Source organism: Paenibacillus sp. A3M_27_13, from assembly GCF_024213315.1.
In the GTDB taxonomy this organism is placed as follows: Bacteria; Bacillota; Bacilli; order Paenibacillales; family Paenibacillaceae; genus Paenibacillus; species Paenibacillus polymyxa_B.
Genome location: NZ_JANAVE010000020.1, coordinates 1 through 4,979, shown reverse-complemented (window position 1 = coordinate 4,979; position 4,979 = coordinate 1). Strand labels below are relative to the sequence as shown.

The following is a 4,979-nucleotide window of genomic DNA, read 5'->3' as shown; positions in this document are numbered from 1 at the left end:
TCTTGTTTGATTTTGCGAACAAAATCGTTTTACTCACTCGTTGTTCAGTTTTCAAAGATCAAACATTTCTCTTTCGCTGCGTTTTTTCGGCAGCTATAAGATCATATCATATTCATTTCAAAAATGCAAGGGTTATTTTTTCTTTTTTTGAAGATCGTTTCACCCAAGTTTTTTGCTTTTGAAACTGCTGTTTTGTTGTCAGCTCAAATAATATATCATTTTCAGCAAAAGAAAGCAACTTGTAAATAATCCCTTTTTCAAACTTAAAATCCCTTTCACCGTTTAGTCAATCATTATTAGCTCCAATGTTATTTCAAAACAGCTAGTTCATAAAATGTCATGTGTTCAGTTCCATTTAATATAAATACATTATTGGTAATTAACCGCTATACGACGTTAATTAGTTTTTTTGTAATCTATTTTGTTCGTTAACCCCGTTACCCCATGTGCTAGATTGTTAGAAGACATGCAACAAGGCGAAGTCTCTTGGACCTCGCCTAATGGTATTCATAATATTAGAGGCGACAAATTTCATGGGCACATTGGCCGTACGAAGGACAGCAGCACATGCCACGTAATACCTTGAGATCGTGAATGACAATCTTTCCATCCCTTGTATCTAGGGTTCCCTGCTCTTTCAGCGCGCTCAGCATCCGGTTCACACTCTCTCGCGTCGCTCCAATCATCTCACCTAATTCAGAGTGACTTAGCTTCATATTTAGTAAAATGCCATCCTTCACAGCCACGCCACATGTATTGCTAGCACGGATCAATGTAGACGCTAGCGCTCCAGTTTTACCATACAACAGTAAGTCCCGAAAACGCGATTGCATAATGCGTTGCTTCATCGCCATCCACTGGATGAACTGAAGTGCCATTTCCCCATTTTTGGACAAGAGCGACTCCAAATCCTTAACAAGCACGACGCCTAACTCACACACATCGGCTGTTTCCGCAGTGCAACTATACTCTTCTCCATCTATCCCGCTAAATTCCCCAATTAAGTCGCCTTGATGCTGAATGGTCAGAATCAGTTCTTTACCATCTTCTGTCGATTTACGAAGTTTAACATGACCTGAATGTATATAATAAAGCTGCTCTGCATCATCGCCCTCTCGGAAAAGCATAACGCCTGCCTTTACCTTCTTCCAGGACATAATATCTTTTAGCAGATCCAAATGTTCTTCTGTCAAATAAATCTGAATTCCCGTGCGTTCCGCTTCGTCCCCAAACCGTTCCATACAAGTGGCTTGCATGTTAGCGTCCTCCTCGTGTTTACCTGATATCTATATCATAATGTTTTAATGCCTGGGTTGTTATCGGGAGAACACCTGATTTTATACCTTCCTACTCCCTGATTTGCTGTGATAAATATCACTTCCAAAGTAAGCTAACGCCCCATTTATCGGCCTTTTCCCTACTCCTTACCCGACCAGATGAAAAGTCAGTGTTTCCTGCGCCTATAGATCAGGGGGTTCCCTGATCTACTTTTGTAACTGTCGGAACTACAATGAATTAGAGATATAGTTTGGTTATGAAAAAGGATGTGTCTTCTATGCTACAAATAACGGATGAAATGCGAAAAGAACTGAATCAGTTGAGAGATACTATTTATGGTGATCTCACTGCCCTTGCATTTATGTCCAAGTCGGGTGGTAAGTTGCATTGGTATTACGCCTCCGGTAGCCGAAGCAATCGCTATCGTCTTATTTCTTTTAAGATTGGCCATGGTATTGCCGGGATGGCTGTTCGCTTGGGACGTACCGTGACTGTAAGTGCTTTGCTATCAGGTAGTATACGTTTGCGTCAGGAATGTGCACTAATGCTGGCCGAGCAGCTTCACTCTGCTGTTGCTATTCCCTTTTCCAGCACAGGGGATCTGCCCAACGGTGTGCTGCTTCTTGGTAATCGTGATGTGAGGATGTTCACAGAGTCTGATGTAGCCGAGGCCACTCAAGTCGCTCAACGCCTTAGCCAACTATGTGCTTACCCTCTTACTCCATAGATCAACAATGTTTCTGTAGATAATGAAACTCATAAAATACTTGATATCACTGTCCCTAACTATCTTTGTTGATTGAAATCCCTAAAATTTGCTATGATTATGACAAAACGCACGGTTTTTTTACCGTTCGAGGGGATGACAAATTGATTCGTATACTAGTAGTGGATGATCACGTTGTCGTACGTTCTGGCCTCATGGCCCTATTGGACGGCAAAAACGGTATCAAGGTAGTAGGAGATGCAGCAGACGGGGATGAGGCAATCCACAAGGCAGTGGAGCTACAACCTAATGTCGTGCTCATGGATTTTAGCATGCCACCTGGCAAAGATGGTCTCACGGCAACCACTGAATTAAAAAAAAAGTTGCCCGACACAGAAGTCCTTATTTTAACAATGCATGATGATGAAGAATATCTGTTCCGGGCCATTCAGGCTGGAGCATCCGGATATATTTTAAAAAGCGCACCTCACGAGGAGTTGCTCGCTGCCATCCAGTCTGTAGCCGAGGGTAGTGCCTACTTGTACCCGAATGCAACCAAACGACTGATGAGTGAATATCTGGACAAAATCAAACAGGAAGGCATAGCCGGACCCTATGAATCCCTATCTGAGCGGGAAAAGGAGATTCTATCGTGGGTAGCCAAAGGATATGCCAACAAGGAAATTGCCGAGCACCTAGTGATTAGCGTCAAAACCGTAGAGTCCCATAAAAGTAACCTTATGGAGAAGCTTAACTTGAAAACACGACCTGAGCTAGTCAAATTCGCACTAAAAAAGGGGCTACTCCATTATGAATGAACCTTCTAATCCTTTACTGCAGCATGCCTTTGGTGAATCAACCGATACATTGCTGAATGATCTAGAAATTTATATACCAGAGTCCCCTTTTCTCCATGCACTACGTAACTCACTCCACCAACTATCCAATCTAAAATTTGCTCTAGATACGTCTTCCATTGTTGCTTTGACCGATCATCGAGGTATTATTCAGTACGTGAACGACAAGTTTTGTGAGATTTCGCAATACAGTCGTGAAGAGCTGATCGGTCAGGATCATCGTCTCATTAATTCAGGCTATCATACCCCTGCCTTCATGAAAAACCTGTGGACTACAATCCGTTCAGGTGAGGTATGGCAAGGAGAAATACGTAATCGTGCTAAAGATAACAGCTACTACTGGGTGAATACTACGATCGTTCCGTTTATGGACGAGGAAGGTAAACCCTATCAGTACTTAGCGATCCGCAATGAGGTCACTAAACTGAAGAAAGTAGAAGCGGAACTCCAGTCTATGATGACGCAAGTCATGCAAATACAGGAAGAAGAACGTAAACGCTTTTCAAGAGAGCTACATGATGGGATAGGACAAAGCTTGTTTTCACTTATTATTCAGTTAGATAGCCAACTTGCCGAACAACCTAGTGCTGCTCTGGAGAGTCTTCGTTCGCAGGTGACCGACATCATCAAAGATGTTCGTGGTCTAGCGTGGGAACTTCGTCCCTCAGTTCTGGATGATTTGGGTGTCGTCCCAGCTATAAGAACCTATATTGAAAACTTCTGTTCTCATTACGGGATTGAGGTGCATTTTCAATGCACTCTACGTAAACGCCTTGATATTCGCAAGGAAATAGCAATTTATCGGATTGTACAGGAGGCATTAACGAATGTAGCCAAATATGCAGATGTAGCGGAGGCATATGTCGACGTTGAGGATCAAGATGAAATGATACAAGTGACCATTCGGGATGAGGGCATTGGATTCTCTGGAAAGTCCCAAGGAGAGGGAGTTGGATTGTTCAGTATGGAAGAACGAGCTAGAGGGGTAGGGGGATTTATGAGCATGACCTCTGCTCCAGATGAGGGAACCTCCATCCAGCTGACCATTCCCGTGTAAAAACTGTCCACTAGATCGGTTATCGGTGTATACCAGTTGTATGATCAGAACGATATACACCGATACCGAGATTATGAATAATCAATACATTGTGGGTACATGAAGATAAATACAAAAAAAGAGAGAGCTCTGTCCCCAGACAGGCTCTCTTTATTTATAAGGTGTCACCACTGAGGCAACAAGAATCCGCTATAGCAAAAAGCGGGTGATGGGAATCGAACCCACGCTACCAGCTTGGAAGGCTGGAGTTCTACCATTGAACTACACCCGCAAATCAGTATCGGGATGACACGATTTGAACATGCGACCCCCTGGTCCCAAACCAGGTGCTCTACCAAGCTGAGCTACATCCCGACATTATACTTTTTTTAAGAAATGGCGCGCCCTGAGAGATTCGAACTCCCGGCCTTTTGATTCGTAGTCAAACGCTCTATCCAGCTGAGCTAAGGGCGCATATTTAAATCCATAATGAGCAGTCAAGGCGCCACCCAGATTTGAACTGGGGATGAAGCTTTTGCAGAGCTTTGCCTTACCACTTGGCTATGGCGCCGTATGGATAATGGAGCGGACGACGGGAATCGAACCCGCGACCCTCGCCTTGGCAAGGCGATGCTCTACCGCTGAGCCACGTCCGCAAAATATGGTGCGGTCGAGAGGACTCGAACCTCCACGGGGGTTAGCCCACACGGACCTGAACCGTGCGCGTCTGCCAATTCCGCCACGACCGCAAAATAATTATAAATGGTGAGCCATGAAGGACTCGAACCTTCGACACCCTGATTAAAAGTCAGGTGCTCTACCAACTGAGCTAATGGCTCTTAATGGCTGGGGATATAGGATTTGAACCTATGCATGACGGAGTCAAAGTCCGTTGCCTTACCGCTTGGCTAATCCCCAATAAATTAAGAATAAAGGGCGGCCGATGGGGCTTGAACCCACGAATGCCGGAGTCACAGTCCGGTGCGTTAACCACTTCGCCACGACCGCCATATGATTATGAAAAGACTGGTGGAGGATGATGGATTCGAACCACCGAACCCGTAAGGGAGCAGATTTACAGTCTGATGCGTTTGGCCACTTC

Annotated in this window: 4 protein-coding genes and 9 tRNA genes; 3 read left to right on the top strand and 10 right to left on the bottom strand. The window is 44.4% G+C overall.

The window, feature by feature from the left end; all coding sequences use genetic code 11:
- Positions 1–515: 515 nt before the first annotated feature.
- Positions 516–1,256 (bottom strand): Crp/Fnr family transcriptional regulator, encoded by a 741-nt coding sequence (locus NLX82_RS27410; RefSeq protein ID WP_023986659.1) that lies wholly within the window; start codon positions 1,254–1,256, stop codon positions 516–518.
- Positions 1,257–1,555: 299 nt separating this feature from the next.
- Here NLX82_RS27410 and NLX82_RS27405 point away from each other — a divergent pair, with 299 nt between their 5' ends.
- The 3 genes from NLX82_RS27405 (at position 1,556) to NLX82_RS27395 (ending at position 3,898) form a co-directional block, all read left to right on the top strand.
- Positions 1,556–2,005 carry a GAF domain-containing protein gene (locus NLX82_RS27405; RefSeq protein WP_028542674.1) on the top strand — a complete coding sequence of 150 codons (450 nt, stop codon included), beginning with the start codon at positions 1,556–1,558 and terminating at the stop codon, positions 2,003–2,005.
- Positions 2,006–2,148: 143 nt separating this feature from the next.
- On the top strand, positions 2,149–2,802 hold the full coding sequence (locus tag NLX82_RS27400; protein WP_023986657.1) for a response regulator: 654 nt from the start codon (positions 2,149–2,151) through the stop codon (positions 2,800–2,802).
- Positions 2,795–3,898 (top strand): PAS domain-containing sensor histidine kinase, encoded by a 1,104-nt coding sequence (locus tag NLX82_RS27395; RefSeq protein ID WP_023986656.1) that lies wholly within the window; start codon positions 2,795–2,797, stop codon positions 3,896–3,898. Before NLX82_RS27400 ends, NLX82_RS27395 begins: the two co-directional genes overlap by 8 nt.
- A gap of 200 nt (positions 3,899–4,098) precedes the next feature.
- Here the strand turns inward: NLX82_RS27395 and NLX82_RS27390 are convergent.
- The 9 genes from NLX82_RS27390 to NLX82_RS27350 all read right to left on the bottom strand — a co-directional run bounded on the left by NLX82_RS27390 (position 4,099) and on the right by NLX82_RS27350 (position 4,885).
- A tRNA-Gly gene (locus NLX82_RS27390) sits at positions 4,099–4,169 on the bottom strand.
- Between the two features lie 9 nt (positions 4,170–4,178).
- A tRNA-Pro gene (locus tag NLX82_RS27385) sits at positions 4,179–4,252 on the bottom strand.
- 22 nt (positions 4,253–4,274) lie between these two features.
- A tRNA-Arg gene (locus tag NLX82_RS27380) sits at positions 4,275–4,351 on the bottom strand.
- Between the two features lie 26 nt (positions 4,352–4,377).
- Positions 4,378–4,448, bottom strand: a tRNA-Cys gene (locus NLX82_RS27375).
- Between the two features lie 10 nt (positions 4,449–4,458).
- Positions 4,459–4,533, bottom strand: a tRNA-Gly gene (locus tag NLX82_RS27370).
- A 6-nt stretch (positions 4,534–4,539) separates the two neighbouring features.
- Positions 4,540–4,626 (bottom strand) — tRNA-Leu (locus tag NLX82_RS27365).
- 14 nt (positions 4,627–4,640) lie between these two features.
- Positions 4,641–4,716, bottom strand: a tRNA-Lys gene (locus NLX82_RS27360).
- Between the two features lie 4 nt (positions 4,717–4,720).
- Positions 4,721–4,795, bottom strand: a tRNA-Gln gene (locus tag NLX82_RS27355).
- A gap of 17 nt (positions 4,796–4,812) precedes the next feature.
- A tRNA-His gene (locus NLX82_RS27350) sits at positions 4,813–4,885 on the bottom strand.
- Between the last annotated feature and the right edge of the window lie 94 nt (positions 4,886–4,979).

Bases quoted from the DNA above. Each gene is read 5' to 3' on its own strand.
- NLX82_RS27405 (WP_028542674.1), top strand. From the start codon at position 1,556: ATGCTACAAATAACGGATGAAATGCGAAAAGAACTGAATCAGTTGAGA.
- NLX82_RS27410 (WP_023986659.1), bottom strand. From the start codon at position 1,256: ATGCAAGCCACTTGTATGGAACGGTTTGGGGACGAAGCGGAACGCACG.
- NLX82_RS27395 (WP_023986656.1), top strand. From the start codon at position 2,795: ATGAATGAACCTTCTAATCCTTTACTGCAGCATGCCTTTGGTGAATCA.